23 protein-coding genes and 1 other annotated feature are annotated in these 26,599 nt (G+C 40.7%); of the genes, 13 read left to right on the forward strand and 10 right to left on the reverse strand.

Going from position 1 to position 26,599, the window contains the following annotated elements:
- Window positions 1-189: 189 nt before the first annotated feature.
- Complete coding sequence (locus J2X07_RS03945) at window positions 190-1,431, forward strand: MFS transporter (RefSeq protein WP_310256680.1); 1,242 nt, start codon at window positions 190-192, stop codon at window positions 1,429-1,431.
- Window positions 1,432-1,811: 380 nt separating this feature from the next.
- Here J2X07_RS03945 and J2X07_RS03950 read toward each other — a convergent pair whose 3' ends face one another.
- Together J2X07_RS03950 and J2X07_RS03955 are read right to left on the reverse strand one after the other, a co-directional pair.
- Window positions 1,812-2,669 (reverse strand): DUF1206 domain-containing protein, encoded by an 858-nt coding sequence (locus tag J2X07_RS03950; protein ID WP_310256682.1) that lies wholly within the window; start codon window positions 2,667-2,669, stop codon window positions 1,812-1,814.
- 58 nt (window positions 2,670-2,727) lie between these two features.
- On the reverse strand, window positions 2,728-3,816 hold the full coding sequence (locus J2X07_RS03955; protein WP_310256685.1) for an AI-2E family transporter: 1,089 nt from the start codon (window positions 3,814-3,816) through the stop codon (window positions 2,728-2,730).
- A 151-nt stretch (window positions 3,817-3,967) separates the two neighbouring features.
- Here J2X07_RS03955 and J2X07_RS03960 point away from each other — a divergent pair, with 151 nt between their 5' ends.
- The 5 genes from J2X07_RS03960 to J2X07_RS03980 all read left to right on the forward strand — a co-directional run bounded on the left by J2X07_RS03960 (window position 3,968) and on the right by J2X07_RS03980 (window position 9,016).
- On the forward strand, window positions 3,968-4,981 hold the full coding sequence (locus J2X07_RS03960; RefSeq protein ID WP_310256688.1) for a LacI family DNA-binding transcriptional regulator: 1,014 nt from the start codon (window positions 3,968-3,970) through the stop codon (window positions 4,979-4,981).
- Window positions 4,982-5,064: 83 nt separating this feature from the next.
- Window positions 5,065-5,787, forward strand: coding sequence for a ThuA domain-containing protein (locus tag J2X07_RS03965; RefSeq protein ID WP_310256690.1), 723 nt, complete (start codon window positions 5,065-5,067; stop codon window positions 5,785-5,787).
- Window positions 5,788-5,958: 171 nt separating this feature from the next.
- The gene (locus J2X07_RS03970) at window positions 5,959-6,993 is read left to right on the forward strand and encodes a Gfo/Idh/MocA family protein (protein WP_396193563.1); all 1,035 of its coding nucleotides are present in this window, start codon (window positions 5,959-5,961) and stop codon (window positions 6,991-6,993) included.
- On the forward strand, window positions 6,990-8,051 hold the full coding sequence (locus J2X07_RS03975) for a Gfo/Idh/MocA family protein (RefSeq protein ID WP_310256693.1): 1,062 nt from the start codon (window positions 6,990-6,992) through the stop codon (window positions 8,049-8,051). The genes J2X07_RS03970 and J2X07_RS03975 overlap by 4 nt, the downstream gene beginning before the upstream one ends.
- Complete coding sequence (locus J2X07_RS03980; protein WP_310256696.1) at window positions 8,048-9,016, forward strand: sugar phosphate isomerase/epimerase family protein; 969 nt, start codon at window positions 8,048-8,050, stop codon at window positions 9,014-9,016. The genes J2X07_RS03975 and J2X07_RS03980 overlap by 4 nt, the downstream gene beginning before the upstream one ends.
- Window positions 9,017-9,462: 446 nt before the next feature.
- Here J2X07_RS03980 and J2X07_RS03985 read toward each other — a convergent pair whose 3' ends face one another.
- A complete protein-coding gene (locus J2X07_RS03985) occupies window positions 9,463-10,866 on the reverse strand; it encodes a LysM peptidoglycan-binding domain-containing protein (RefSeq protein WP_310256698.1) in 1,404 nt (467 codons plus the stop codon).
- Between the two features lie 151 nt (window positions 10,867-11,017).
- Window positions 11,018-11,230, forward strand: a binding site (T-box leader).
- Window positions 11,231-11,278: 48 nt separating this feature from the next.
- Here J2X07_RS03985 and proS point away from each other — a divergent pair.
- From proS to J2X07_RS04000, 3 genes are all read left to right on the forward strand, one after another.
- Entirely contained in the window at window positions 11,279-12,709 is a 1,431-nt protein-coding gene (gene proS, locus J2X07_RS03990) for a proline--tRNA ligase (RefSeq protein ID WP_310256700.1), read from the forward strand.
- A gap of 161 nt (window positions 12,710-12,870) precedes the next feature.
- Window positions 12,871-14,124 carry a dicarboxylate/amino acid:cation symporter gene (locus J2X07_RS03995; RefSeq protein WP_310256703.1) on the forward strand — a complete coding sequence of 418 codons (1,254 nt, stop codon included), beginning with the start codon at window positions 12,871-12,873 and terminating at the stop codon, window positions 14,122-14,124.
- A gap of 160 nt (window positions 14,125-14,284) precedes the next feature.
- Window positions 14,285-15,163: an SMP-30/gluconolactonase/LRE family protein gene (locus tag J2X07_RS04000; protein WP_310256706.1), complete on the forward strand. Its 879-nt coding sequence runs from the start codon at window positions 14,285-14,287 to the stop codon at window positions 15,161-15,163.
- Window positions 15,164-15,199: 36 nt separating this feature from the next.
- Here the strand turns inward: J2X07_RS04000 and J2X07_RS04005 are convergent, their stop codons facing one another.
- Together J2X07_RS04005 and J2X07_RS04010 are read right to left on the reverse strand one after the other, a co-directional pair.
- Complete coding sequence (locus J2X07_RS04005) at window positions 15,200-16,198, reverse strand: inorganic phosphate transporter (RefSeq protein ID WP_310256710.1); 999 nt, start codon at window positions 16,196-16,198, stop codon at window positions 15,200-15,202.
- A gap of 12 nt (window positions 16,199-16,210) precedes the next feature.
- Window positions 16,211-16,828, reverse strand: a complete 618-nt coding sequence (locus J2X07_RS04010) for a DUF47 domain-containing protein (protein ID WP_310256713.1) — start codon at window positions 16,826-16,828, stop codon at window positions 16,211-16,213.
- A 1,013-nt stretch (window positions 16,829-17,841) separates the two neighbouring features.
- On the opposite strand from J2X07_RS04010, the gene J2X07_RS04015 reads away from it, so the two are divergent.
- Window positions 17,842-19,710 (forward strand): heavy metal translocating P-type ATPase, encoded by a 1,869-nt coding sequence (locus J2X07_RS04015; RefSeq protein ID WP_310256715.1) that lies wholly within the window; start codon window positions 17,842-17,844, stop codon window positions 19,708-19,710.
- Between the two features lie 50 nt (window positions 19,711-19,760).
- On the opposite strand, the gene J2X07_RS04020 is transcribed toward J2X07_RS04015, so the two are convergent.
- The 4 genes from J2X07_RS04020 to J2X07_RS04035 all read right to left on the reverse strand — a co-directional run bounded on the left by J2X07_RS04020 (window position 19,761) and on the right by J2X07_RS04035 (window position 22,754).
- Window positions 19,761-20,318, reverse strand: coding sequence for a YtxH domain-containing protein (locus J2X07_RS04020; protein WP_310256718.1), 558 nt, complete (start codon window positions 20,316-20,318; stop codon window positions 19,761-19,763).
- Window positions 20,319-20,511: 193 nt separating this feature from the next.
- A complete protein-coding gene (locus J2X07_RS04025; RefSeq protein WP_310256720.1) occupies window positions 20,512-20,700 on the reverse strand; it encodes a cold-shock protein in 189 nt (62 codons plus the stop codon).
- A 68-nt stretch (window positions 20,701-20,768) separates the two neighbouring features.
- Window positions 20,769-21,722, reverse strand: coding sequence for a helix-turn-helix transcriptional regulator (locus J2X07_RS04030; RefSeq protein ID WP_310256722.1), 954 nt, complete (start codon window positions 21,720-21,722; stop codon window positions 20,769-20,771).
- A 588-nt stretch (window positions 21,723-22,310) separates the two neighbouring features.
- Window positions 22,311-22,754, reverse strand: coding sequence for a MarR family transcriptional regulator (locus J2X07_RS04035; protein ID WP_310256725.1), 444 nt, complete (start codon window positions 22,752-22,754; stop codon window positions 22,311-22,313).
- 234 nt (window positions 22,755-22,988) lie between these two features.
- Between J2X07_RS04035 and J2X07_RS04040 the strand changes: the two genes are divergently transcribed.
- Window positions 22,989-23,834: a DegV family protein gene (locus J2X07_RS04040; RefSeq protein WP_310256728.1), complete on the forward strand. Its 846-nt coding sequence runs from the start codon at window positions 22,989-22,991 to the stop codon at window positions 23,832-23,834.
- A 103-nt stretch (window positions 23,835-23,937) separates the two neighbouring features.
- Here J2X07_RS04040 and J2X07_RS04045 read toward each other — a convergent pair whose 3' ends face one another.
- A complete protein-coding gene (locus tag J2X07_RS04045) occupies window positions 23,938-24,804 on the reverse strand; it encodes a sulfite exporter TauE/SafE family protein (protein ID WP_310256731.1) in 867 nt (288 codons plus the stop codon).
- Between the two features lie 239 nt (window positions 24,805-25,043).
- On the opposite strand from J2X07_RS04045, the gene gnd reads away from it, so the two are divergent.
- Together gnd and J2X07_RS04055 are read left to right on the forward strand one after the other, a co-directional pair.
- A complete protein-coding gene (gene gnd / locus J2X07_RS04050; RefSeq protein ID WP_310256734.1) occupies window positions 25,044-25,940 on the forward strand; it encodes a phosphogluconate dehydrogenase (NAD(+)-dependent, decarboxylating) in 897 nt (298 codons plus the stop codon).
- Between the two features lie 113 nt (window positions 25,941-26,053).
- The gene (locus J2X07_RS04055; protein WP_310256736.1) at window positions 26,054-26,572 is read left to right on the forward strand and encodes an acyl-CoA thioesterase; all 519 of its coding nucleotides are present in this window, start codon (window positions 26,054-26,056) and stop codon (window positions 26,570-26,572) included.
- Window positions 26,573-26,599 lie beyond the last annotated feature (27 nt).

Below are 26,599 nucleotides of genomic sequence, written 5' to 3' on the forward strand. Positions count from 1 at the left end.
AAATGAATCCTGGAATTGAAGCCAGCCCGGTGGGTTCACCGGGCTGGCTTTTTAATGTCGGGAAATGGGGTCAGACCCCTTACAATTTATTTCCCAGCGTAATTTTTAGAAGATACGTATACACATATGTTAATATTTGTAGATAAATAGTTTATGAAATTGAATTAGAAGAGAAAGAAGGAATGCAGCATGGCTGTATCGACTAACAAACCAGCAATACCGGTAACTCCTGAGCAAAAAACCATTTACGCGGTTCTTTTTGCCATTAGTTTTGTACATATGCTAAATGACTCGATGCAGGCTGTTATACCTGCCATTTTCCCTATCCTTGAGAAGTCGATGGGACTTACTTTCACACAGCTCGGATGGATTGCTTTCACACTTAATATCACTTCGTCAATCATGCAGCCCGTTGTTGGCTGGTATACAGATAAGACGACCTCTCCTTATTTGCTGCCGTTCGGTATGATGGCTAGTTTAATAGGTATGCTCGGGATCGCTTTTGCGGATTCTTTTTATTTGATCGTTATCTCTGTAATTGGAATCGGACTTGGCTCCGCTGTTTTTCATCCCGAGGGGTCACGTGTCGCCTATATGGCAGCAGGAAACAGGCGTGGATTAGCGCAATCCATTTATCAAGTGGGGGGCAACTCTGGGTCTTCGCTTGCACCAATCATGACAGCCCTTGTGTTTGTGCCGCTCGGCCAATTTGGTGCCGTATGGTTCACTTCTTTTGCAGCGGTCGCGATTTTTGTATTGTTTTTTGTATCAGGATGGTACTCCAAACAGCTCGTGCATTTTCCGCGTGTGAAAAAGCAAACCGGGGAAAAGAAGGCGATTAATAAAAAGCGTAAAAATCAAATCATCGCCGCCATGGGATTGCTCGTTTTTTTAGTATTTGCCCGTTCATGGTATTTTTCCGGCATCGGCAACTATTATCAATTTTACTTGATTCATGATTATGGATTGACCATCCGTCAGGCACAAGTTTATATTTTCGTCTTTATGGCTGCAGGAGTACTGGGAACCTTCTTAGGCGGACCGATAGCAGATAGATTAGGGAAACGGAACATGATTTTTTGGTCAATGATCGGAACAGCTCCTTTGGCACTTATACTCCCGCACGTGGGGTTATGGGCGATTTTTCCTTTATTTTTCATGATCGGTTTTATCTTAAATACGAGCTTTTCAGTAACGGTCGTTTACGCACAAGAACTAGTTCCGGGAAGGATTGGAATGGTTTCTGGTTTAATCGTCGGACTCGCCTTTGGGATGGGAGCTCTCGGTTCGGTCGTACTAGGGAAAGTTGCTGACGTTACAAGCATTTCCCATACCATGCTGCTAGTCAGTTTCTTGCCTCTGCTCGGACTGTTAACTGTCATGCTTCCTAAAGATAAAACATTGGCAGAATGGTCCATGGATCATGAATAGCAGCAGCAAAAAATGCATTTGATGTTACTATCAACATTGTTCAATATAGAAGGCTGATTTCGAAAACCTTTTTTGTTTTTGAAAGGGGTTAATTTACGCTCTTTGGACTCTCTTTCTGCAGGGTGTGCGGTGAGGTCACGTTAGAAAATGAATGAATCCTGCTCCTGCGTATGCAAGAAAATCCTGCTGAAGTTAGCTTCCGCTTCCTCGTCGCGTACCTTTCTAGAGGTATATTCAGGTAGCTTGTATGCAGGAGTCTCGTCCTTTCGCTCCAATCAACTTGTTCAATGAAGAACTTCTTTAAAATCTTTTAATAGCAGCAATCTTATAGAAAAAAGTTCAAAAGAAAAACCCTTGCTCTTTTTAACGAGTCAAGGGTTTTAGTTGTTTAATCGTCTGTATCGGGCACTCGCAAACATGAAAACACCATATGCCATAAATCCGAGAGAAACAATGGCCAGCAAAATGGGACCAAAAGGTTTTGTGACGAGTTCTGCTAGTGCGCCATCCAGTCCTTTTGTTTCATTTGGATCAGCCTGCCAAGCAGTTCGAATGAGGAAAAATGCGATGATCATAAAGACGATCCCACGTGCACCAATTCCGAAAGTTCCGATGTAACCGCTCCATTTCCATTCCTTCTTGTTCATTTCGTTCTTTTTTAAATCTTTTTTGAATTTGAACGATATGGCCCTGATTAAAAAAGAAACACCGATAATCCCAATGACAAGTCCAGCGAGAGCGATAAGGATCTGTCCGAATGGCTGTGCCAGCATTTTTGCTGTTAGCACTTGGTACTTTTTATCAGACGATTCTGCTCTTGCGCGGAACAAAATACGCAGAGCACTGATACACATCGCTGTATAGATACCTGCGACAATCAAGTAGCCTAGTCTGTTGAACAGCCTCTTCCAGTTGAAATGTTGGTCAGTGCATTCTGGATCAAAAATAGTTTTTACAAGCTGCCAAAAAGCATAAGCACTTAAACCGATTGCAAGGATTATTAACAGCACTGGTCCGAATGGCTGTTTCGCAATGGTATAAAGAGCGCCTTGTGAGCTTGCTTCTGACGGATGTTTACCCGTCGACATAAGCAAGGCAAGAATACCGATCACGACATAAACAATGCCTTTTGACAAATAGCCGATGCGCGCAAAACGATGAACCCACGGCCTGCATGTATTAAGTTTGTTGCTTATTTTATCTTTTAATGTCAATTCCTTAACAAACGGCTGTTTCACGATGTGATCGTATCTCCTTTTATATATAAGAGTATATAACGGGGGAAGCTGCCAACATTTAGAGTAAATCACTTCTTGTTTCGGGTGGATTATATAATAAATAGATTCTATACAGGTTGCTGATAATCGTTTTGGTTACTGCATAAGTCGGAATCGCAAGTAATAATCCAATAAAACCAAACGCTGCCCCCGCCATCAAAACGACTAAAATGATGGTAAGAGGGTGGATTCGAAGCTGTTTCCCCATGATATGAGGAGATAGGATGTTACCTTCCACTTGCTGTACGACTAATGTTACAAGAGCCACCTTAATGGCCATAAATGGATCTTGAATAAGTCCGATAAGTAAAGCTGGGAACACACCGATAAATGGCCCTAAAAACGGAATCACATTCGTCAGAACTGCAAATAATGCAAGAACAAGTGCGAATTTGAGGCCAATCATCAAGTAGCCTAAGTACATAAAGACACCAACGAATAAAGAGACGAGAAGCTGTCCTTTTATGTAGGAAGATAATGTAGAATCAATATCTCTTAAAATCGCAGCGACATCATGCTCATGATGGCGTGGTGCGAGACGCAAAAAATAATTGAAAAATTTGTGATCGTCCATTAACAAATAAAAGAGAATAAAAGGTACGACAAGTAAAACTAGTGCTATGTTTGTTAAAGTAGCGATTAATGAAATAACGTCATTTGAAATCGAATTCGTAAATTTTTCAAGCCGTTTAGTTGCTAGTTTGGCGACTTTAGCACTATCAATCATGGATTTGTTTTTACCTGTAATCATTGTTCCTGTTTTCTCAGTAGCTTCCCCGATTTTTTTGGGGAAATCATCTGTTATGTTTGTCACCTGATCGCTTAAAACGGGTGCTGCCACCGTTGAAATACCAGAGATTGCAAGAATCAAAACGAGGAAAACAATTGAGATTGCGAGCAGTTTCGGCACTTTAAACCGCATGAGGCGGCGAATTAACGGCCGTAATAAATAATAAAGTAAACCAGCGATAAATAACGGAAAAAACACACTGGAAATGACGAGATAAAGGAAGTCTAAGAGATAATCGATTTTTCCTAATAAAAATAGAATAGTGAGCAAAAGGACTGCTCCGGCTGCATATTTAAAAAATGAGTGCTGATACCACATTGAAGGACCTCCATTTCGTAATACTAGTCTTTTCCCGTTTTTAGGATTGGTAATCTTTTTTAATGAAATTGTAATTGACTTTTTATTGCACCGCTGATAGATTGAAAGTGTAAATGTAAACGTTTACGTAACCAGAAAGCAGGTTGATGTTTTGAACCCAACCATTAAAGATGTAGCCAAATATGCAAATGTTTCAATTGCGACGGTTTCCCGTATCGTAAACGGTTTGCCAGGCTATACCGAAGACACAAAAAAGAAAGTGCAAGAAGCCATTGAAGCACTGGGATACCAGCCAAATGCGATCGCGAGAGGACTCATCAACAAAAGAACTCAGACGATTGGCGTCTTGTTTCCGGAAGTATCAGGTATGCTTTCTTCAGAAGTTCTCGAAGGTGTCGAGAATGCTGCACATGACGGTGGATTCAGCGTTATCGTATGCAATACCACATCAAGCGGAAAGCGCACGGTCAAATATCTTCGCCTGCTTCAGGAAAAAAGAGTAGACGGCATCATTTTTGCCAGTGAAAATGTGAAAGAAGAATACTATAAAATATTTCAGGAGATGCAAGTGCCTGTTGTTTTAGTATCTACCGCATCACAATTCAATCTTCCTTTTGTCAGAGTGGACGATTATGAAGGAGCTTTTCGTGCAACGGAATACTTGATTCAAAAAGGTCACAAGCAAATCGGCATGATCGGCGGAAGTTTTGAAGATCCAATCGCTGGCGTACCAAGGATGAAAGGCTTTCAAGATGCACTTGAAAAGCATGGGCTGGATTTTACTGATCAACAAATGACTTCGAATGAAGGCTACCGTTTTCAAAACGGGAAAGAATCTCTGCCTTTGCTGCTTGATAAACTGCCTCTCATGACTGCGGTCTTTGCAGCAAGTGATGAAATGGCAATCGGTGCCATGGCAGCTGCCCATCAGTTAGGAATTCGAGTGCCGGAAGAATTGTCGATTATCGGCTATGACAACTTAAAGATTGCAGAAATGTGTTACCCTGCACTAACCACAGTCTCACAGCCGTTAAAGGAAATGGGGCAATCAGCAGGAGAAATTTTAGTGAAATTGATTAAAGGTAAAGAAAAAGAAGCAGAAAGTCGTTATATGCCATTTACGATCGTAGAGAGGCAATCAGTCAGGGATTTAAGGAAAAAGTAAAACTGATAATAACTTCGCTTCATTTTTATTTGACATTAACGTAAACGTTTACGTAAAACGCTTACATATTAGGAGGAAATAAAATGATTAAAGTTACAGTATGGAACGAAAACCGCCACGAGCAAAAGAATCCAACGGTAAGAGAAATCTATCCACAAGGAATTCACGGTGCTATTGCGGAATTTCTAGAAAATGCCGGCCACGATGTAAGAACAGCTACGTTAGATGAGCCTCAGCACGGATTGACAGAAGAAGTACTGAACAGCACAGACGTACTTGTTTGGTGGGGACACCTGTCACATGACGAAGTAGAGGATGAGATCGTAAACAAAGTGCAGCAGCGCGTATTAGAAGGAATGGGTCTACTCGTTCTTCACTCAGGACATTTCTCAAAAATCTTTAAAAAGCTGATGGGAACATCATGTGACCTTAAGTGGCGTGAAGCGGATGAGAAAGAACGCATTTGGATCGTGAATCCGAGCCACCCTGTTGCAACAGGTCTTGGTGAATACATCGAGCTTGAAAAAGAAGAAATGTATGGTGAACACTTTGATATTCCAGCTCCAGATGACCTCGTGTTTGTCAGTTGGTTTGAAGGCGGAGAAGTGTTCCGCAGCGGATGTGTGTATAACCGCGGTAAAGGGAAAGTCTTCTACTTCCGACCAGGACACGAAACATATCCTACCTACCACAACAAAGATATTCAAACAGTTATCACGAATGCAGTATCATTTTTAGCGCCATCTGGAAGTGCAGCACCTGTATACGGCAACGCTAAGCCGCTTGAAGCAATCGCAGCAAAATAAAAGAAAACTTAATCAGCGGAGCACATTTCTTAGCTCTTTATAGCAATGGTGCTCTTAGAAGTCGTTGATTTCCGTTTCAGGATTTTAAGCTCTTTACGAAAATGACCTAAAAGCAACAATCTTTTTATGTTACGAAAAACAATCAAAACCAATTTTGAGGAGGAACTTATTATGACATTAAAAGTTGGAATCATCGGGTGTGGAAGCATCGCTCAACACCGCCACTTGCCGGAATATGCGAACAACCAGGAAGTAGAAATCGTTGCTGTATGTGATGTTGTAAAAGAACGTGCAGAAGCAGCAAATGTAAAGTACGGCGGAAAAATCTTTACCGATTACAACGAACTGCTTGCATTTGAAGAAGTGGAAGCGGTGAGTGTTTGTACGCCGAACTACTTGCATGCTCCAATCTCTGTTGCTGCTTTAAAAGCAGGCAAGCATGTTTTATGTGAGAAGCCGATGGCAACTTCATTAGCTGAAGCGGAAGAGATGATTGATGCTGCAGAAAAAAGCGGTAAGACGCTTATGATCGGGCATAACCAGCGTTTTGTTCCAGCTCATCAAAAAGCGCGTGAAATCATCGAAAGCGGTGAGCTAGGCAAGATTTACAGCTTCCGAACAGCATTTGGCCATCCAGGACCTGAAGGCTGGAGCGTTGACGGCAAAAACAGCTGGTTCTTTAAAAAGGATGAAGCTTTTATAGGTGCGATGGGTGATCTAGGGGTTCACAAAACAGATCTTATGCGTTACATCCTAGGTGAAGAGATTGTTGAAGTAGGGTCTTTCATTGAGACGAGTGCAAAAGAATTCGCTTCAGTAGATGACACAGCAGTATGTGTCCTAAAAACAGAAAACGGAATCATCGGAACTCTTGCAGCTAGCTGGTCTTACACTGCAAAGGAAGATAATTCTACGATTATTTATGGAGAAAAAGGTATTCTTCGTTTAGAAGATGATCCGAAATATTCTCTAGTTGCGCAGTATACAAACGGATCTGTAATCCGCTATGAACTTGGTGCGATTCAAACGAATGAAAATCAATCAAACTCTCATGTTGTTGATCATTTTGTTGAATCTATCGAATCAGGCAGCGCGCCATTAATCACGGGTGAAGAAGGAAAACGTTCACTGGCTGTCATTTTAGCTGCACTGGAATCTAACGAGAAGAAGACAATTGAAAAAGTGAAAACGGGTGTTCACGCATGAAATTAAGAGTCGGCATAATTGGAGCGGGCGGCATCGCGCAAGGCCGCCATATCCCGGCATTTCAACAGCTTGGAGATAAAGCTGAAATTACTGCGGTCAGTGATGTGAATGTAGAAGTAGCGAGGAATGTCGCTGAAAAATTTCACGTACCGAACTATTTTACGACGTTTCAAGATATGTGGGATCACGTGGATGCTGTTGTCATTTGTACACCGAACAAGTTTCATAGAGAAATAACGGTTGCAGCGCTCGATGCAGGCAAGCATGTTCTTTGTGAAAAGCCAATGGCCATGACAGTAGAAGAATGTGCTGAAATGGTTGAGGCAGAAAAACGGTCCGGAAAAGTGCTGTCGATTGCTTATCATTACCGTTTTATGAAAGAATCTCAAGCGGCTAAGCGATTGATGGAAGCAGGAGAAGTTGGCAATCCGCTCGTTGTTCGCGTACAAGCCTTAAGAAGACGGAAAGTTCCGGGTTGGGGAGTTTTTACAAACAAAGAACTTCAAGGCGGAGGCAGTTTAATCGATTACGGCTGTCATTTGCTGGATTTAACACTTTGGCTGTTAGGCAATCCAAGAGTGGTTGAAGTATCTGGCCAAACGTACAACACGGTGAGCCGCGATGCTGAGCAAGTAAACCAATGGGGTTCATTTGATGCGGAAACGTTTGAAGTGGATGACCACGTTACTTCTTATATTCGTTTAGGTAATGGAGCAACCGTTTTGTTTGAAACATCTTGGGCGGCAAACATTCCAGATGATGCTGAATTGCTAAGTATTTCAGGTGACCGGGGCGGACTCAACGTGTTTCCTTTTGCGGTAAATAAAGCAGAAAACGGTATGATGACAACAACGAAAGCAGATTGGATCTCAGGAAATGATACCCCAGACATTCCACAAGCATTGAACTTTGTGGAAAGCTGTTTAGGACAAGCTGAACCTTTAGTAAAGGCTGAAGAGGCGATGAATACATCGCGTATTATCGAAGCCATTTACGCAAGCAGTTTGATGGGAAAAAGCATTCAGCTGCAGAATGAAAAAGGAGTGACGAAAGCATGAAACTAGGTGTATTTACAGTTCTTTTTTCGCAAAAATCATTTACAGAAATGCTCGACTACGTAAAAGAAGCAGGCGTTCAAGCAGTTGAGATCGGGACGGGAAATTATCCTGGAAACGCTCACTGCCCACTTGACGAATTGCTTGAAAGTGAAGAGAAGCGTTCTGCCTATCTTCATGAAGTGGAAAAGCGCGGGCTGACAATTTCAGCGTTCAGCTGCCATGGCAACCCGATTTCTCCAGATGAGGCTTTTGCGAAGGAATCACATGATACTTTTGTAAAAACGGTTGAGCTGGCAAGTATGATGAACGTACCTGTCGTGAATTGTTTCTCTGGTGTTCCTGGAGATTCCGAGAATGCAAAATATCCGAACTGGCCGGTATCACCATGGCCGAACGAATACAGTGATGTATTGAAATGGCAGTGGGAAGAGAAGCTGATTCCTTATTGGCGTACATGGGGACAGTTTGCAAAAGATCATGGTGTGAAAATCGGTTTAGAACTGCACGGAGGTTTCTTAGTGCATACACCGCATACTTTGCTGAAACTGCGTGAGGAAACGTGTGATGCCATTGGTGCAAACTTGGATCCTTCTCATCTTTGGTGGCAGGGTATTGATCCAGTAGGAGCTATAAAAATCCTTGGAAAAGCTGGAGCAATCCATCATTTCCATGCAAAGGATACTTACTTGGATCAAGACAACATCAACATGTACGGACTAACAGACATGCAGCCATATGGAGCGGTGCAAAACCGTGCATGGAGTTTCCGTTCAGTAGGATGCGGTCACTCCGTTCAAGATTGGTCAGATATGATGAGTGCACTGCGTACATACGGTTACGACTACGTAGTGAGCATCGAGCATGAAGATCCAATCATGTCGATCGAAGAAGGATTCACACGTGCGGTGAAAAACCTGCAGTCGATTCTAATTGCTGAACAGCCCGCCGAAATGTGGTGGGTCTAGTACAAAAGAAGGGGTCTGACCCCAGACAAATACAAATCCCCCTGATTTGTATTTGTGGGGTGGACACACCTTAGATTAAAGAAAGCCTGCAATCCTGATCGAACAGGATTGCAGGCTTTCTTCATCCATGCACTGATTTTTATTAATAACGACAGTTTTGAAGCAAAACTGAGCAATATTTCAATAATAAAGATGATTTCGGTGCTGAAGTGTTACGTATATAGGCTAATCTGGGTCTAAAAACAGTAATTGGTGAACTCCAAATAAATTAATCTAACGAATTTCTGCAATAATCTAACGGATAAGCTCTATAATTCAACGGATTTTTACAATAATTCAACGGAAATTGGCAATATATCCCCGAGGTGACACTATCCGACAAAATTAGTCATCCGCTTGCGGACAATTTCAATGAATTTATATAACAAGTATGTTCGAATCTGGCATTAAATCTTCCTCACTCTCATTTGATCCCTTACAACAGGCCAATTTTGAGGGAAGGGGATGCCGAGCACCCAGAAGCTCACTCCGCGAAGTCCGTATTCTTTGGCGGTTTCATATTTAGCTTTCATACTCCGCGCATCCTCAAACCACACCTCATGTTCTTTTCCTGCTGCATCTGTATATTTGAACCAGGGGGAGGCATCTCCTTCGTCAAACTCTATATTCACTTTCATTTGTGCGGCAAGGTTGACAGCAGCGACTGGGCTGAGTGTTCTTGCAAATGTTCCTTGAACAAACGGCAGTGTCCAATCACGCCCATATGTGGGAACTCCCATCATTATTTTTTCGCGAGGGATGACGGTTACCGTATAATCGAGCACTTTTCTTACTTCATCCAGTGGAGCAATCGCCATGGCGCGTCCGCCTGCCCAGCCCCATTCATAAGTCATTACGACGACAAAATCAACAATTTCTCCATGTGCTTTGTAATCGTGGGCTTCATATAACAAGCCTGGCTGATCTTCTTTATATTTTGGTGCCACAGCAGTAGAAACTAAATACCCGAGAGGTTTGAATTTTGCTACAGCTCGTCTTAAGAAATTGTTATAGTCTTCCTTATTTTCGGGATACACATATTCAAAATCAAAATTGACTCCTCTGAATCCTTTCGTTTGCATCGTGTTTAAGATAGTTGTTAAAAGTGTTTCTTGTAAACTATCACTATCGAGTACAGTTTTTATTAAATCGGAATTGAATGCCTCGTTTTCGATGTTTGCTACACCCATGATCGGTGCAACCCGATTGATTCTGGCTGCCGAAAGGACTCCTTCATCCTGAGGGGCAACTAGTCCCCCGGTCTTCGTAATCGAATAACTGAAAGGGGTAATATAAGTTAAATAGGAACCAATATCTCTTACCTCTATTTGATTTGCAGGTCCAAAGTTCGTTATATAAGCGTTCACTTCTTTTACAGGGCGGTTGTAAGGGATCGAAAGTCTCGTTCCAAGATAGATCACATTCGGGTTTGTAATATTGTTTTCCATTTGAATCGCTTTTACAGTCTCCCCATAACGATTCGCAATCGTATATAGTGACTCTCCTTGTTTTACAATGTGTACCGGAATATCAATGACCTGCCCAACATAAATAACAGAGGCTAAAGGTATGTTGTTCCAGCCTATTAAGCTAGTAACAGTTGTTCCATAGCGGGATGCAATTTTACTAAGAGTGTCGCCAGTTTGTATGGTGTATACAGGAAAATCGTTAGGAATAACAAGAGCCTGACCGACAACTAAAACATTTTGATTTTCAATTCCATTTGTCTTTACGATCGAATCGATCTTAACACCATAAAATTGCGATATCTTCCAGAGTGAGTCACCGCCTCGAACCACGTGAATGTACATAATTTTTCCTCCTTCTCCCTGTAACTAATGTATTAAAATTAGTAGAAACTTATGATGGTCACAGACTTAGGCTATAAAGATAAAATTTGACGATTCCAAATTCAATAATTGACAGTTCATCCCAAAGTGTATATAATTTTCAAAAACATCAATCGAAACATGGATGAGGATTAGTACATTGAGTTTGTCTTTTTCAGAGAGGGAGCTGATTGCTGAAAAGTTCCTACTGACAGCCAATCGAACCTGCCTTTGAGTTCTCTATCTGATTAATGAGAAGATAGGAGCGGTTCAAAACCGTTATCATGAAAGAGTGTAAAGCTTTGCTTTGAATTAGGGTGGTACCGCCAATTTTTTGGTCCCTAGTGATGAGCAGGGCTTTTTTTATTTACTAATAAATGTGAGGTGCTTGAAGATGACGAAGGAATATGTAAAAGATGTAACAAGTATGGAAGATGATTTTGCCCAATGGTATACAGATGTTGTTACAAAAGCAGAGCTTATTGACTACTCCAGTGTCCGGGGTTCCATGATTCTTCGGCCGTATGGATACGCCATTTGGGAAAACATTCAGCAGCAGCTGGATAAGGCGATTAAAAAGACAGGGCATGAAAATGTGTACATGCCATTATTCATCCCAGAGAGTCTTCTGCAAAAAGAAAAGGATCATATCGAAGGATTTGCACCTGAAGTGGCATGGGTGACTCATGGCGGTGAAGAGAAGCTTACAGAACGGCTGTGCGTTCGACCTACATCTGAAGTGCTTTTTGCCGAGCATTTTAAAAGTATTATCCATTCCTATCGTGATCTTCCTAAGCTCTACAATCAATGGTCAAACGTTGTGAGATGGGAAAAGACAACTCGGCCATTCCTACGTACGCTTGAGTTTCTTTGGCAGGAAGGGCATACATGCCATGAAACGGACGAAGATGCACATGACGAAACGGTTCGTATGCTTAATGTATACGCAGAACTTTGTGAAGAATATTTAGCGCTGCCAGTCATTAAAGGACAAAAAACAGAAAAAGAAAAATTTGCAGGGGCGAAATACACGTACACGATCGAAAGTTTGATGCATGACGGTAAAGCTCTTCAATCAGGAACATCGCATCATTTAGGTGACGGGTTCGCAAAAGCGTTCGGCATTGAATTCACGAATCGAGAAGGTAAGCTGCAGACTGTTCAGCAAACATCGTGGGGCTTTACAACGAGGATCATTGGAGCAATGATCATGGTTCATGGTGATAACCGAGGACTGGTAGTGCCTCCAAAAATTGCACCAACTCAGCTTATGATTGTGCCAATTGCACAGCATAAAGAAGGTGTGCTCGATTACGCTTATAACCTAAAAGAACAGCTTTCTGGCAGTATCCGTACCGGAATCGATGCGAGTGATAAAAAGCCAGGCTGGAAGTTCAATGAATATGAGATGAAAGGAATACCGCTTCGATTGGAAGTGGGACCAAGGGATATTGAACAAGAACAAGTTGTACTCGTTCGACGTGACACAGGTGAAAAACAAACCGTATCCGTGGCGAATTTAGAAGCTGAAATACAGCAGCTGCTAACAGATATTCAAAACCATTTATACGAAAAAGCGTTAAAACATAGGGAAGAAAAAACATCAATCGCAAAAACGTACGACGAATTTAAAGAAACACTTAACGAAAAATCTGGATTTATTAAAGCGATGTGGTGCGGTGACCAAGTATGTGAAGACTTTATTAAAGATGAAACAGGGGCAACTTCCCGATGTATGCCTTTTGTCCAACAAAAGCTTTCAGACCAATGTGTATGCTGTGAGAAAGATGCAAAACATTTAGTGTATTGGGCAAAAGCCTACTAATTGTAACAAAAGTAATCAATAGTGAAAAATAGAAGAGGGGGACAGACCCGGGTCTGTCCCCCTCTTCTTTTCTCCTATTTTTCTTCTCCCTACTATGCAAATCCAAATAAACGTTTAAAATATATAAAGTAACAATGAAATGATTAAGGGAGAGTATAATTATGAAAAACACATGGAGAGCATACCGCTCACCTATCATCTTACTTCTTGCCATAGCGATTGGGAGTGTCATAGGCTCTGTTATGGGAGAAAAAGCTACGGTACTTAAGCCGTTTGGGGACTTATTTCTAAATGTTATGTTTATGATTGTAGTACCGCTTGTTTTCTTCTCCATCTCATCGAGTGTCGCTAATATGGCGGGTGCTAAGCGATTTGGCAAGATTATTAGTTCAATGATGAAGGTCTTCTTATTTACTGGAGTTGTAGCAGCAGTTGTCAGTATGGCTGCTATAAAATTTTACCCGCCAGCAGACGGTGTTAAAATTGATCTTGTTAAACCAGATACTGCGAGCGAAAAAGTGTCGATCGGTGAACAGCTCGTAAGTACAGTGACAGTTCCAGATTTTGTAGATCTTTTAAGCCGTGCTAACATGCTTGCACTTATTCTGTTCTCAGTGCTGCTGGGCTTGGCAACTTCTGCGGTGGGCGAAAAAGGAAAACCGCTTGCTAGTTTTCTAACGGCTGGAAGTGCTGTCACCCTACAGATGGTTAAGTATGTTATGTTTTATGCACCAATCGGTCTTGGCGCTTATTTTGCCGCATTAGTTGGTGAGTTCGGTCCGACTTTGTTAGGATCTTATTTCAAAGCGGTTATGTTCTATTATCCGTTTGCTATTATTTATTTCTTTGGGTTCTTTACGCTTTATGCTTGGATGGCACATGGAAAACTTGGCATCCGCACATTTTGGAAGAACATGGTTTCTCCCTCTGTTACGAGTCTTGCAACATGCAGTTCTGCAGCGAGTATTCCAGTGAACTTAGAGGCATCCAAAAAGATGGGTGTTCCTTATGATATTAGTGAAACAACTATTCCTCTTGGTGCAACACTTCATAAAGATGGTTCCGTTATCGGCGGTGTCTTGAAAATCACATTCTTGTTTGGGATCTTTGGAATGGATTTTTCGGGTATTGATACGTATCTGTTAGTAGGGGGAATTGCACTTCTCGTAGGTATGGTAATGGGGGCGATTCCACAAGGCGGACTAATTGCAGAGATGCTTATTCTCTCCTTGTTTGGTTTCCCTGTTGAAGCACTTCCGATTATTGCAGCTATTTCTGCAATCATTGATCCGCCAGCAACGCTTCTGAATGCTACCGGTGACAATGTTGCCAGTATGATGACCGCCCGTCTTGTTGAAGGAAAGAATTGGCTCGTTGATAAAACGGTTTCCAAACAAGATAAAATGGGAGCATAACAAGTTTTGAAAAAAGGTGCCCGGCGTCTGAATATAGACAGTTGGAGCACCTTCTTTTTACTCATTTGTATAAAGCCGACAAGTTTTTTTTATAAAATGCATTCATTTCTTTAAACAAGGGAAAAGATAGACAGCGATTAAAAAAAGAGGTGTGATTTTAATGAAAAATGAAATTGAGCTAGTTGTTGATGCAAGAGCTTCTCTAGGAGAAGGACCTTGCTGGGATCATGAAAATCAACAACTTTATTGGGTAGATATTAAAGGGAAAAAAGTATGTATACATAATCCAGACATGAACGAAAACAGGGAAATTCAGCTTGATCAGCTAGCAGGCGCTGTTGTTCTAAGAAAATCAGGTGGAGCTATCGTCGCATTGGAAAAAGGTTTCTATGCATTGAATCTTCAAACGGGTTCCATTGAGCCATTGGTCGATCCAGAAAGCCACTTGCCACATAATCGATTTAACGATGGAAAAGTCGATCCTAAAGGCAGATTTTGGGCTGGTACAATGAGTTTGAATGAGGAAATAGGGAAGGGATCGCTTTATTGTCTATATACCGATTTAACAGTTGAGAAAAAAGTTAGTCAGCTGACCATTTCTAACGGTCTGGCTTGGTCACCTGATCACCTCTTTATGTATTTAATTGATACCCCAACCCGAAAAGTTAAAAAATTTCACTATAATAATGATACAGCGACCATTACTAATCCTGAAGACGTTATTGTTTTTCCTGAGGGAGTAGGCAACCCGGATGGTATGACGATTGATGAAGATGGTATGCTGTGGATTGCTCATTGGGGAGGTTCGAAAGTTTCCTGCTGGAATCCTGAGACAGGAGAACAAATAGACGAGATCGCTGTTCCAGCAAAAAATGTGACATCATGTACGTTTGGCGGCAAAAATCTGGATGAGTTATACATTACAACTGCCAGAACGGGTACGGATGATGAAGAATTAGTCAAATACCCTCATGCAGGCGGTGTGTTTAGAGTGAAAATGGCATGTAAAGGCAGCCATGCCTATCATTTTGAAGGATAGAAAAAAGCCAGGACTCAAAGTCCTGGCTTTTGCTTATTAGAAAATTAAGTTTAATACAAAATAAGTTAATCCAGCTAAAGCAGCAGAGATCGGAAGTGTGATGAACCAAGTAATGACCATCGTTTTTGCCGTTCCCCACTTCACTCCTCTGAGTCGGTGGGAAGAACCTACACCTAAAATAGAAGAAGTGATAACGTGTGTTGTACTTACTGGAATACCCAAAGCAGAAGCACCTAAAATAACAGAAGCACCAGTTAAATCAGCAGCAACCCCGTTTACTGGGCGAATCTTCATGATTTTTCCGCCAACTGTTTTAATAATTTTCCAACCACCGATTGAAGTTCCAAGTCCCATTGCAATGGCACATGAAATTTGAACCCATAATTGAATATCCGTACTGTCTGTATAACCATTTGCAATTAGAGCCATCGTAATAATCCCCATTGCTTTTTGAGCGTCATTCGTTCCGTGAGAATAGGCTTGGAACGCAGCAGTAACAATTTGAACTTTTCGGAATCCGTTGTTCGTTTTTGCTAAATTAGCATTTTTGAAGATGTTTTTGATAATCAAATAGAAAATATAACCAACGACAAATGCTAAAACAGGCGAGATCAGCAAACCTTCAATAATTTTAAGGAATCCTGAATAATGCAAAGTATTAAAACCTGAAGCTGCAATTGCCGCACCGGCAATCGAACCGATTATCGCATGAGAAGAACTGCTCGGAATTCCGTAATACCAAGTAATTAAGTTCCATGCAATCGCTGCAACAAGTGCTGCAAGAATAACGACATCACCATTATGAAGCGTAAATGGGTCAACAATATCCTTTGAAATCGTTTTTGCTACACCAGTAAATGTCATAGCTCCGACAAAGTTCATGACAGCTGCCATAATAATAGCTTTTCTTGGTGTTAAGGCTTTTGTTGAAACAGATGTTGCAATGGCGTTCGCAGTATCATGAAAACCGTTGATAAAGTCAAACGCAAGTGCACATACCACAACAAGTATAGTAAGTATTAAAACTGTATCCATACCAATCACCCGTTACGCGTTTTTCATGATGATAGATTCTAGTGTATTCGCAACGTTTTGGCAGCTGTCGGCAATGCCTTCAAGCACTTCATACATTTCTTTATATTTGATCACTTTGATCGGATCTGTTTCGTTAGCAAACAATTGGCGCTGTGCTTCACGATACAGGTCGTCACATTTTGATTCATAATCTTTAATTTTAATCGCGTGTTCACGCATCGCAACTAATTTTTTATCAGCAAGTAAATTAACAGAAGTAAGGATCTCATCTGCACTTAATCTAATGTTCTCAACAAACTTCACCATATATTCATCTGGGTTTGTGATTGCGTAAATATCAAATAAAGCAGAAGACTGTTCAATACCATCTAAAATGTCATCCATCGTCATCGCAAGCTGAAGAATGTCTTCTCTTTCGATAGGTGTGATGAATACCTTGTTTAATTCCAAAATAATTTTATGAACGAAAGAATCACCTTTAGATTCAAGTTCTTTTAAACGATCTGCGAATTCGCGCAAGTCGCTTTCGTTCTTAATTTTAAAATCGTGGAAATACTCAGCAGACTCCTTTAAGTTGCTGGCAATATCCAGTAGCATGACAGAAAACTTGTCCTTTTTCTTGTTAAACATAGTACCCTCCAAAAGAAATGTCTTTAATCCTTTTTCTGTAACTTTATTGCTGGCAGTTTTTTTCTTTTTTTTTACCACCCAACACATTATACAAAAAAATAAGAGTGATTGTCGAAAAAGATTGAATTGTAACGAATAATTTACAATTCATTTACAAAGTTAATATATCTTTATCAGTGTACCCTCTAGAAAAAAGTTCAGACTAAAGAAGTTTCACAAATGAAGGCTTCTAAACGAGGGGGTGCATTTATTTCTTGAGACAAGGACTATTAATAGCAGTTTCAACGCTTGTATTGTACATTTTCAGTTCAATAGTATTTAAAGGCTCTTTTCTAAATGCTCTTTTCTGAAAGATTGTTGCTATTTAGTAAGTGGTTTTCAAGCAATTCTTCTTTGAAAAGTTAATTGGAGCGGAAGGGCGAGACTCCTGCAGGATGAGTGGGACAGTCCGAAAAGCGGTAGCGGATTGTTCAACCCCGACAAGCAAAAGGGAGATGGGCTAGGAAGTCGCTTTTTGCCTTCAAGACTATATAACTTTTGACCTCGAGGGGCTATTCGCTGGAGCTGGACAGGTGAGACCGTTCAATGTCGCAAGGCGACGAATGGGCTCACCGCACACCCTTCGGAAAGCAAGTTTGCGAAAAGAGTCTTTCTAAAAGATTGTTGCTACAAAAAGTTTATGAAGTTCTTCATTGTAAATTGATTGAAAGCGAGCAACCTGGAACGGAAATCAACAACTTCCAAAAGCGACAAAGTTTACGAAATTAGCCTATTTTAAAAAAGAAATTTACCATTGTAAACGTATCTGAGTGGTGATTCTTCTTTTTCAGGAGTATAATGAAGAAAAGTTTTTAAATAAGAACGTTTAATGAGATTGAACATAAACTAGTAGGGCTAGGAACCGAATATTGGAAAGTTTTCAGGCTGCTGTCAAATTAGACGGCAGCATTTCTGCTTTTATAAGGGTATTGAGGATGATAGTTATTCTCAAAAACGATGAGGAGGGAAGAAAAATGGAACTCTCTGCACGTGTACAGCTGATACTCGCAACAACCTCAGGTGCATTCATTCTTGCTGCATGGCTAATGGAAACCTATTCAGAATCTCCATATTATGTCCTTTTTTATATTCTTGCTTTTTTAATAGGTGGTTACTCAAAAGCGGTTGAAGGTGTTCAGCAAAGCTTAGAAGATAAACGATTAAATGTAGAACTCCTTATGATGATTGCGGCAATTGGCTCAGCTTCTATCGGGTATTGGGGAGAGGGAGCAGCACTTATATTAATATTTGCCTTTTCAGGTGCACTTGAAATGTACACTTTGCAAAAAAGTGACCGTGATATTAAAGCACTTGTTTCACTGCAGCCTGAAGAAGCATTGCTTATTTCTGGTACGAAGGAAATAAAGGTAGATGCTTGGACGTTAAAACCAGGGGATATGATAAAAGTTCGGCCGGGTGAAAGAATTCCAGCAGACGGCATCGTACAGATGGGTACGTCTTTTGTGAATGAATCTGCCTTAACAGGGGAGTCTGGAGTGAAAGAAATCAAACCTGAATCTAGAGTTCTTGCGGGGACGCTAAATCAATCAGGATTGTTAGAAATCAACGTTACGAAATATATGAAGGACTCTGTTTTTCAGAGAATGATCGATCTTGTGAATAAAGCCCAGAACGAGGCACCGCCTGTTCAACGGAAGATAGATGAATTTGAAGCAAAATATGTGCTTTTTGTCCTTTTGGCTGCAGCATTAACTGTAATCGTTCCAGGGTCTACTGGCTTTTGGAGTTACACAGAATCTTTGTACCGGGCATGTGTTTTGCTTGTAGTTGCTTCACCATGCGCACTCGTTGCTTCCACGATGCCTGCTTTACTTGCTTCCCTTTCAAATGCCGCTAAACAAGGTATTTTATTCAAAAGCGGTATCTACTTAGAAAAAATAAAAAGTGTGAACGTTATGGCTTTTGATAAAACAGGAACTTTAACAGAAGGAAACCCAACCGTAAAAACGGCTGTTATGCGTCATCCTTCTTTTAAGGAAGAAGACATCCTTCCCGTAATCTATGCCATTGAAAAAAACAGCACGCATCCATTAGCAAAAGCAATTTTAGCCAATCTTGAATTAAAAGCAGAAGGAAAAACGGTTGAACTGACTGATTACGAAGATGTTCCTGGTATGGGTGTGAAAGCGACAGCGAACGGAATTAGATGGAATGTAGGGAGCCGTGAGCTCGCAGGCATAACTGAAAGGGAAGAACGTAAGATGTTATCATGCCTGTCTTCGGAAGAGGAAGAAAAAGCGCAAACCATCGTTTATGTGACAGCGGATGATGTCATGACCGGCTATTTTCTCATTGGAGATTCTGTTCGGGATGAAAGTGTTGAAGCTATTCAAGCTCTTCAGCAAAAACAGATTTTAACCTTAATGCTGACTGGTGATACGAAACGAGGAGCAGAAGAAGTAGGGAAAATAGCGAAGGTTGATGAGGTTGGGTACTCTTGCATGCCTGAAGATAAAGTAAACACACTGAAAAAATGGAAAGATAAGCATGCGGTCGTTGCTATGATTGGAGACGGAGTGAATGATGCTCCAGCTTTAGCGGTGGCAGATATAGGGGTTGCAATGGGGATGGGCAGTGACGCAGCTATTGAAACAGCAGATGTAGTGCTTGTGAAAAATGATTTGAGCAAGCTGCTTTACGCGATGAATTTATCAGAACGTTTGTCCAAGATTGTCAGACAAAATATCGTATTTTCCCTTTCGGTCATCATACTCTTGCTTGGCGCCAACTTTTTTCAGGTACTCACGCTGCCACTGGGTGTAGTAGGACATGAGGGGAGCACGATTTTAGTCATACTGAACGGACTGCGGTTATTAAGATAATGAACAAGAAATAAAGCCGGACACTTAAGTCCGGCTTTTTTAGATATTCTTTAATTGTTAAGATCACTTTGTTTTTTTACGTAAGATGTTTCATCAGTACCTGTTTTTGTTGCAGTAACTGATGATGTTGGAGTCGATGAAAGTCCGATGGAGGAAGTCGGTGTTGATTGTGCAGTATAGTTATCCTTTTTCGCTTCTTCCTTCGCTTCATTTACAGCATCTTTCGTATCTTTCTTCATTTCACTTGCTTTGTTCTTAGCCTCTTGAAGCTTTTGGCGTGCAGATACGGACAAGTTGCTTGATTTTTCTTTTAGAGAATCGACACCGTCTTTTGCATCCATTTTCCCAAGTTTTGCTTTTAGCATTGTTTCATCTTTCATTTGCATTGTACGCTCTTTTAATCTGATCGATGAGCCTTTCAAATCTTCTCGAAGTTCATTTCCCTTTTTGGGTGCTAATAGCAAAGCCGCAGCGGCGCCTGCTAATCCTCCAAGAACAAGTCCAGTTGCAAAGCCCGTTCCAGATCCTTTTTCCTCTGTTGGTACTTGTGTTTGATAATCCGTATGAGTAAAAACGGGTTCGGCTGTAGCAGTAGTTTCGTTAGGCATAATAGATATTCCTCCTTTTTTACTTGTATATAAACCGTACCCGCATCGTTGAAAAGATAAACACCTCACTTAAGGCTTTTGCAATCTTCGCTTCTTTTTGGAAGTGATTGATGTCGAGCCAATTAAAATAGAGGCAAAAAAGGCAAATAGAAAAAGCCGGGCAAATTACCCGGCTCGTTTCTATCTATCTTTTTTAGCTTTTGAGTTCAGGAAGCATACGAATTTCTTCATTCATATCTGATTTGCAAATGGGACATTGCGGTTCTTTTTGCAATGAGTAGTCCACGCGCATCCAGCATGTGCAGCCATCGCTTGTACAAGCCCATACCTTCGTTTCAACGTCTGGAATCGGTTCTGAAGGTTGTTTTGAAAAAAAAGCCATAGTTATCCCCCTTTTTCTTTACTACTTATAGTATACTCCCAAATCGAGGAAAATATGTATCAATTAGATTACATATTTAGTACAGAGGAATATTTTAGTGAGATTTCCTCAGACCAATGCTGGTGCAGCTGCCTTATTTCATAGGGGGAGTGAAGAAGGATGTTCCCTTTTAAACTCCACAAATACTCAGCGACTTTTTTTATTTGTGAAGATAAAATACGTCCATTCAGTGTGGCAGTTCCATCTTCGTTAACTTTCAACAATATTTTTAAATAAGCATGAGACTGGCAGTATGCTATTCCATCTTGTTCAATCGTGGCATCCAGATAAACGAAAGAACGAGGATCAATTTGGGCGACCCAGTTATGAATCGTAACCGCAGAAAAATCCTTCACTTCCATTGGTTCATAGTTAATCACTGCATTTAAAATATCCGTTACACAAAATATATGAAAATCTGAAAGAGAATAGGAATAGGCAGGGCAGTACCACTCTCCATTTTCACTATAAATTCCAATAGGCTGAATGTTGCTGTATTTTTTAGTACCTTCTGTTTGATAGTGTATGGTCATGATTTTTTGTTTAATGGCTGCTTCCAGTATAACGGGTGCGATGCTGCCGTTTTTTGGAATGGGATTTTGTACGAACAATCGCTTTTGTACAACATTCCACCTGTCTTTCGCATCCTCAGGGAGATATTGAAGAAGTTTGTTGGCAACTGAACGGCTTTGGATTTGGAACGGAAAGCTTTCTTCTTCAAATGGCTGCAAGCTAAAAAGGATGGCAGATGCCTCCATCTCAGTGAAACCGATCGGTGGAAGTATACGGTCGTTTTCCATGCGGTATCCACCATGAGGTCCAAATTCAGAAATTATAGGCAGTCCCATTTCCATCAAACTTAATAAGTCACGCTGTATGGTACGGGTAGAAACTTTAAATTCCACCGCTAATTCTTTTAAGGTAAAATGTTTCTTTGAATTAATAGAAAGCAATAAACTTTCCAGTCTTTTGATTCTAGACATAATGGACTCCCATAATTTTAATAATAAGTGAAACTTTAGTACTATTCTGTTTATTTAATATCGTACGTAATGGAAGAAATGTTAGTGTTTCGTAAAAAATTAAATTTAGAAAGGCTATTTTAAAACAATTTTGCTTCAGGGATATATGAATACTTCCTTACTAGAAGGTTGATTGAGGTGTAAGCTGCGAGACTCCTCGAAAATGAAAATCACATTCTCATAGTGCGATGTATTGCGCCTGTTGCCATTCTTGTCCTGCGGAAGAAGCGGGACAGTCCAAGAAAAGAGGCGGATTGGTCAGCCCCGACAAGCAAAAGGGAAATGGGCACAACAGGCGCTCTTTGCCTTAAGCCATTAAGCATTTGATCTCGAGGGGCTAGACGCCTGATTTAGACAGGGGACCATTCAATGTCGCAAGCAGACGAGTGGTTTCACGGCCTCCCCCAAGAAAACGACCATCATGAATCGGAGATCAACTGCATGAATAAACAAAAAAACACGTCCACTTTATAAGGGACGTGTAAGACTATATATAATGAATTAGTAGAAATAAGCTGCGATTAGTTAGTAGGATAGTTTTGATGATTTTTAATTTTTAACGATTGTAGAAAGTTGTTCAATACAACTGACCATATCTGTCAATTGCTTTTCTGTAAGCTGAGAAACATATTTAAGCAATACTCCGTTTCTCTTTACTTGGATTCGCTCATAATTGTCAAAACCACTTTGGTTAAGCTGGACATAAACGATTCTGCGGTCTAACTCAGAGCGGTATCGATCTACATAACCTCTTTTTACAAGCCGATCAATGATAACAGTAGTAGCACTTGCGCGTACTTTCATGGCATCAGCAATTTCAGAGACCGTCCATTTTTCACGAGTGGCAAGAGTTTTCAAGATTTGAAACTGTGTGGAGGTAATCCCTTCATCTTCCCAAATTTCAGGCTTGATTACGTCCATTATTTCTAAAAATGCCTTTTCAATCCGCTCTACTTCTACTAAAATATTCGTTTTTTCTGCTACCACTTTCACAGTAATGCCTCCTTAGCTTACATTACACAACTTAAAGAAACCGAAAACGATTCCTTTATACTACGATTCTTTTATTCTTAGTATAAATTATCTAGTACCCAATGTGTATACCTGAGAGAGTATTTAAATTATTTAAATATAAAATTTTGTAGTAAAATAAAAGTTTTTCACTGGTAATAGAGGATTTTATTCCCTTAATAGCCAATAGACAAGAGAGAAAAAGGGGGAATTTGAATGACACGTATCGCTTGGGTTACAGACAGCACGAGTTGTATATCGCCAGAAGAAGCGAGGCAACTTGGTGTACATGTTATTCCTGTATCGATCATAATGAATGAAATAATTTATAAAGACGGAGAAGATATTACTCCAGATGAATTTTATAAAATGCTTGATGAATGTACTGACTTACCTAAAACAAGCCAGCCTACTCCAGGGGAATTTTCCGATTTCTATGAAGTGTTAAAGCATAATTATGATTGTGCCATAGCCATCCATGTTTCGGAAAAATTCAGCGGAACGATTAACGGGTCAAGACTTGGAGCTGAGGCTGCTGATTTTCCCGTTCATATTGTGGATTCTAAGATTGTCTCAGAATCAATGAGACAGCTTTTGTTAAAAGGAAAGCAGCTCGAAGCAGAAGGGCTTCAACCAGAGCAAATTGCTGAATCATTGCGAGAAACTGCAAATCGGGTAAAGGGATTTGTATGTATTGGCAGCTTGGAACAGCTAAGACGTGGCGGCAGGTTGTCAGGTGCAAGCTTCTTAGTAGGGAATCTCCTTCAGATTAAACCGATTTTAACGTTTGACAATGGTTCGCTTGTTCCATTCGAAAAAGTAAGAACGCTAAAAAAAGCAGAAGCACGTGTATTAGAATTATTTGAGGAAGCAGCAGAGCGATCTACAGCTGAGGGAGTCAGTGTCATTTACAGCGGATCATCTGAAAAAGCGGAGACGTGGGTTCGATATTTGCGGGAAAAGTATCCGAAAATAACGATAAACCTTGGAAAATTGAGTCCTGCAATCGGTGTCCATGTAGGCGCAGGCACGCTCGGCATACTCTGGTACCAAGGGGTCTGACCCCAGACAAATACAAATCACCTGATTTTGTATTTGTCAGGTGGACAGTATATTATCCTTAAATGTAACAGCCGCAGATCCAAAGTGGATTTGCGGCTGTTTATTATTGTGTTTTTTTTCGAATGGCAAGTACTAGCATCAGTGCCCAGACCGCAAGTAAAGGCAAAAGAAACCGAACTTCTGTAAAAAGGGAGACGGAGAAAAACTCCTGAGCGATCGTCTTTAAATTTGTTAGGACAATAAGACCGCCTGCTAAAACCCCTAATACAGCAGGTTTTAATTTTTTCACAAGTAAAGCTGCAAAAGGTGCCGCTATAATTCCGCCAACCATCATCGTCAATACGATCTGCCAATAGAGCGCCTCCCAGCCTATAAATAGAAAGAAGGCGACTGAAGCAGATAAGGAAACAGCGAATTCACTAAAATTAACAGATCCGATCACTTTGCTTGGAGATAGATGTCTTTGAGTAAGCAAAATAGGAGTAGTTAAAGGACCCCATCCACCTCCGCCTGAAGCGTCTAGAAAGCCTGCTGCAAATGCGAGCGGTCGATAAAATAAGCGTTTTTTTTCTTGTTTTTTCTCATTCTCCCCGCCTACGCTTAAATTCATAAAAAGAAAACGGATGACTACATACACACCTAATCCAAGCAAGAACACTGAAATGTACGGTTTAACTAAAGAGGCTGGAATGCTGCTAAGCAGAGCAGCTCCGATAAAAGCGCCAACTGCACCAGGTATGACTAATTTTTTTACGATATTTAAATCTACATTTCCAAATTTAAAGTGGGAATACCCTGAAACAGCGGATGTAACAACTTCTGAAAGATGTACAGATGCTGAAGCGATCGCTGGTGACATTCCTGCCATTAGCAACAATGTTGTTGAAGTTACACCATATGCCATCCCGAGAGAACCGTCGATCAACTGTGCCATTAAGCCGATCAGAGCTAAAATAACAATTTTTTTCAAATATAAACCTCCATAAAAACGTCTATTATATAAGATATGTGGACAACCGTTTATTGGTATAGGTTATTGGATAACATTGTTAAAATCCTTTAGTAAAATAAAGAAAACACCTAAAATAATTGTATTTTTAATGATTTTTCGATAATGTAATAGACAGTGTTGCAAGTAGAGGTTAAGTGCCTTTATTTTGTGGAATAATACCAGAGGTAAGAAATACATAAAATGGAGTGATCAAGACTATGGAAATCGGTTTAATCGGCCTTGGGAAAATGGGCTTCAATATGGCTTTAAACATGAACGACAAAGGATATACAGTTATTGCGACTGACGTTAACAAAGATACGGTTAGCGAAATCTCTTCTCAAGGTGTAAAAGGTGTAAACTCGATCGAAGAGCTTACAAACACATTTACGGGTAAAAAAGCAGTTATCTTACTTGTACCTGCGGGTGAAATCGTAGACCAAGTAATCAGTGAACTAAAGACTCACCTAACAGAAGGTGACATCATTATTGATGCAGGAAACTCCATGTACAAACATACATTACGCCGTTATGAAGAGCTGAAAGCGGATGGTATCCATTTCGTTGACGTTGGTACGAGCGGCGGAACAGATGGTGCACGTCACGGGCTTTGCGCGATGATGGGCGGAGACGAAGAAGCAGTAAATTATCTTGCACCGCTTTATGAAAAAATCTGTGTAGAGAACGGATTTATGATCACTGGCCGTGCAGGAAGCGGACATTTCCTAAAGATGGTTCATAACGGAATCGAGTACGGTATGATGCAAGCGATTGGTGAAGGATTTGAAATCCTTGATAAAAGTGATTTTGATTACGATTACGAAGCAGTATCGAGAGTTTGGAACAATGGTTCTGTCATCAGAAGCTGGCTCATGGAGCTTATGGAAAATGCGTTCAGCAAACAGCCGAAGCTTGAAGACATTCGCGGAGTGATGAATTCATCCGGTGAGGGGATTTGGACTGTAGAGGCAGCACTTGATTATCAAGCTTCTGCTCCAGTTATCGCTCTATCTCAATTCATGCGTTTCCGTTCATTAGAAGACGATACGTTCCACGGTAAAGTGGTAGCTGCTCTTCGAAACGAATTTGGCGGACATGCTGTCGTGAAAAAATAACACGTTTCACCTTAAGACCTCTGTGCAATATATAAGCAGAGGTCTTTCCATATATGAAAGGGAATTATCCTAAACTAACAATGATGCTGATGTGGAAAAAGGAGATTGAACAAATGAATGAAAAGTATGTAATGGAATCCAGAACGGTTAAATCTTCTGTCGTATTGCCGCCGGATACAAATAACCATGGAACACTCTTTGGGGGAAAATTAATGGCATATATCGATGATGTTGCAGCCATTTCTGCCATTCGGCATGCTCGAAAAAATGTAGTGACAGCCTCAACAGATTCCGTTGATTTTCTTCAGCCTATTAAAGAAGGTTATTCTGTATGTCTGGAATCTTTCGTCACATGGACGAAAACAACATCAATGGAAGTATTCGTTAAAGTCATAGCGGAAAATCTCCTGTCAGGTGAGCGTAAAGTATGTGCTGTTTCCTTTTTAACCTTTGTGGCTTTGGATGAGGAAGGAAAGCCTACACCTGTGCCAAAAGTCATACCTCAGACAGAAGAGGAAAAATGGCTTCACCAGCACGCACCAGAACGGGCTATTGCTCGAAAAAAGCGCCGAGAAGAAAGCAAGCGATTAGCAAAAGAATTTGGTGTGAAGAAGCCTTGGGAGACAATTTGAGTATAAAGATTTATTTTTGAAAATTCG

The sequence above is a fragment of the Fictibacillus barbaricus genome, from assembly GCF_031457135.1.
GTDB classification, from domain to species: Bacteria; Bacillota; Bacilli; order Bacillales; family Fictibacillaceae; genus Fictibacillus; species Fictibacillus barbaricus_A.

Bases quoted from the DNA above. Each gene is read 5' to 3' on its own strand.
- J2X07_RS04010 (WP_310256713.1), bottom strand. From the start codon at position 16,828: ATGTTTAACAAGAAAAAGGACAAGTTTTCTGTCATGCTACTGGATATT.
- J2X07_RS04020 (WP_310256718.1), bottom strand. From the start codon at position 20,318: ATGCCTAACGAAACTACTGCTACAGCCGAACCCGTTTTTACTCATACG.
- J2X07_RS03985 (WP_310256698.1), bottom strand. From the start codon at position 10,866: ATGTACATTCACGTGGTTCGAGGCGGTGACTCACTCTGGAAGATATCG.
- J2X07_RS04025 (WP_310256720.1), bottom strand. From the start codon at position 20,700: ATGGCTTTTTTTTCAAAACAACCTTCAGAACCGATTCCAGACGTTGAA.
- J2X07_RS04040 (WP_310256728.1), top strand. From the start codon at position 22,989: ATGACACGTATCGCTTGGGTTACAGACAGCACGAGTTGTATATCGCCA.
- J2X07_RS03975 (WP_310256693.1), top strand. From the start codon at position 6,990: ATGAAATTAAGAGTCGGCATAATTGGAGCGGGCGGCATCGCGCAAGGC.
- J2X07_RS04005 (WP_310256710.1), bottom strand. From the start codon at position 16,198: ATGGATACAGTTTTAATACTTACTATACTTGTTGTGGTATGTGCACTT.
- gnd (WP_310256734.1), top strand. From the start codon at position 25,044: ATGGAAATCGGTTTAATCGGCCTTGGGAAAATGGGCTTCAATATGGCT.
- J2X07_RS03945 (WP_310256680.1), top strand. From the start codon at position 190: ATGGCTGTATCGACTAACAAACCAGCAATACCGGTAACTCCTGAGCAA.
- J2X07_RS04015 (WP_310256715.1), top strand. From the start codon at position 17,842: ATGGAACTCTCTGCACGTGTACAGCTGATACTCGCAACAACCTCAGGT.
- J2X07_RS03955 (WP_310256685.1), bottom strand. From the start codon at position 3,816: ATGTGGTATCAGCACTCATTTTTTAAATATGCAGCCGGAGCAGTCCTT.
- J2X07_RS04000 (WP_310256706.1), top strand. From the start codon at position 14,285: ATGAAAAATGAAATTGAGCTAGTTGTTGATGCAAGAGCTTCTCTAGGA.
- J2X07_RS03970 (WP_396193563.1), top strand. From the start codon at position 5,959: ATGACATTAAAAGTTGGAATCATCGGGTGTGGAAGCATCGCTCAACAC.
- J2X07_RS03995 (WP_310256703.1), top strand. From the start codon at position 12,871: ATGAAAAACACATGGAGAGCATACCGCTCACCTATCATCTTACTTCTT.
- J2X07_RS03980 (WP_310256696.1), top strand. From the start codon at position 8,048: ATGAAACTAGGTGTATTTACAGTTCTTTTTTCGCAAAAATCATTTACA.
- J2X07_RS03965 (WP_310256690.1), top strand. From the start codon at position 5,065: ATGATTAAAGTTACAGTATGGAACGAAAACCGCCACGAGCAAAAGAAT.
- proS (WP_310256700.1), top strand. From the start codon at position 11,279: ATGACGAAGGAATATGTAAAAGATGTAACAAGTATGGAAGATGATTTT.
- J2X07_RS04055 (WP_310256736.1), top strand. From the start codon at position 26,054: ATGAATGAAAAGTATGTAATGGAATCCAGAACGGTTAAATCTTCTGTC.
- J2X07_RS04030 (WP_310256722.1), bottom strand. From the start codon at position 21,722: ATGTCTAGAATCAAAAGACTGGAAAGTTTATTGCTTTCTATTAATTCA.